The sequence below is a fragment of the Candidatus Bathyarchaeia archaeon genome (genome assembly GCA_035935655.1).
GTDB lineage: Archaea > Thermoproteota > Bathyarchaeia > 40CM-2-53-6 > 40CM-2-53-6 > 40CM-2-53-6.
On record DASYWW010000044.1, the window covers coordinates 1 to 1,567 of the forward strand.

General features: G+C 53.1%; 1 protein-coding gene. It reads left to right on the forward strand.

All coding sequences use genetic code 11. From position 1 onward, the window contains the following. Nucleotides 1-659: 659 nt before the first annotated feature. On the forward strand, nucleotides 660-1,567 hold a 908-nt coding region (locus VGS11_09040; protein HEV2120230.1), incomplete at its 3' end, for an MFS transporter.

A 1,567-nucleotide genomic window follows, 5' to 3' on the forward strand; every position in this document is an offset into this window, starting at 1 on the left:
TTACAATCTGCCTCGAAGCGTGACAGCGGAGGAGATAGCTCGGAGGCTCAAAATTCCGAGAACCAGCTTTACGGATCATCTTCACAAAGCACAGAACAAAGCCATCAAAGCTATGGGAGCTTATTTGAGACTCCAACCTACCGAAACTAGGAATTAGGCACCACCAGCAAACCGTCAACTGACGAGAGCAGACACATCGGACTGGCGCGATAAGGCCAAGAAAAAGGGGATTACCTGCGGACTACGACGTCCCGGTCGCCCAACACTTCGGGTTGGGCCTGACTCCACCCGGCTACGCAATCTTCTTCATGTTAGTCCCGCAACACTCGCCGGCCCTCTCAGAAGTGTCGCCGCAGACTTCACACTTGTACACTGCCATTCAGAATTCACCTCCCAACGCGATTTCAACTAGCATTGAGCTCGTAGCTTCACAAAAGCCTGTAACCGTCGAGTGCCGGTTCCCTAACGACCCTGACAGGCGTCATAGATAGCGATAGGCGACTCAATCTTGGGCATGGCTGTCCAAGGATCGGATGTCATTAGCCATACACTTGATTTCTATCAGAACCTGTCCGAAAGTGGACTGACGATGATAGTGACCGATTCTCTCTGTTTCTCGTCATTAAATAGCGGGTCCAGAACGGAGGGCGGGCACAGAATTGAGTCAGCTTTCGACAGGTGCTCCTAGTCCGGTTCTACGTGTTCGGCTGATCTTTTTCCTAGTTATCATTGCCTATTTCATGGACATTATCGACGCGTCGATAGTCACGGTTGCCTTGCCGTCCATCCGCGTCGAGTTCGCTGCCTCGATTGCGGACAGCCAGTGGATCTACGGGGCATACGCGATCACACTCGCGGGCTTCCTACTGTTAATGGGACGGGCCGGGGACATTTACGGGCAGAAGAAAATCTTCGTCTCCGGACTAGTCATATTCACAATCGCATCGTTCACAGGCGGGATTGCCCCATCCCTAATTTCCCTGATCATTTCAAGATCCGTTCAAGGGATTGGCGCTGCAATGACGACAGTAACCGCCTTTGCCATCTTCATCAGAATCTTCCCTGAAGGTCCTGATAGGAACAAGGCCCTCGGGTACATAGTCGCCGTCCTCGCCGGAGGATTCGCAGCCGGTGCCGTCATCGGCGGAGTACTGACAACGTTTGTGGGCTGGAGATGGGTGATGTTCATCAACGTCCCGATAGGAATCGTCGCTGCGATACTCTGCCAGAGAACCTTTCCCGCAGGAGGAGGCTACGTGCAGAACCGGCACCTAGACATTCCAGGCGCACTATCTGTGACTTCAGGAATAATACTGCTGATCTTCGGACTCACCAACGCCGCCGACCCCGGCCAAGGCTTCACATCTGCCTTGACCTACATTCCACTCATCGCATCGGTCCTAGTATTGGGTCTCTTTTTGCGGATCGAGTCCCGATCAGCGTCTCCATTGATGCCGCTCTCTTTCATCCGAAGAGGATCAGTGCTCACTGCAAATGTTCTCGCTCTAGTCTTGACCTCGGTCGTCGGTGGAGTCGGCTTCATCATCCCTGTCTACTTCCAGAACAT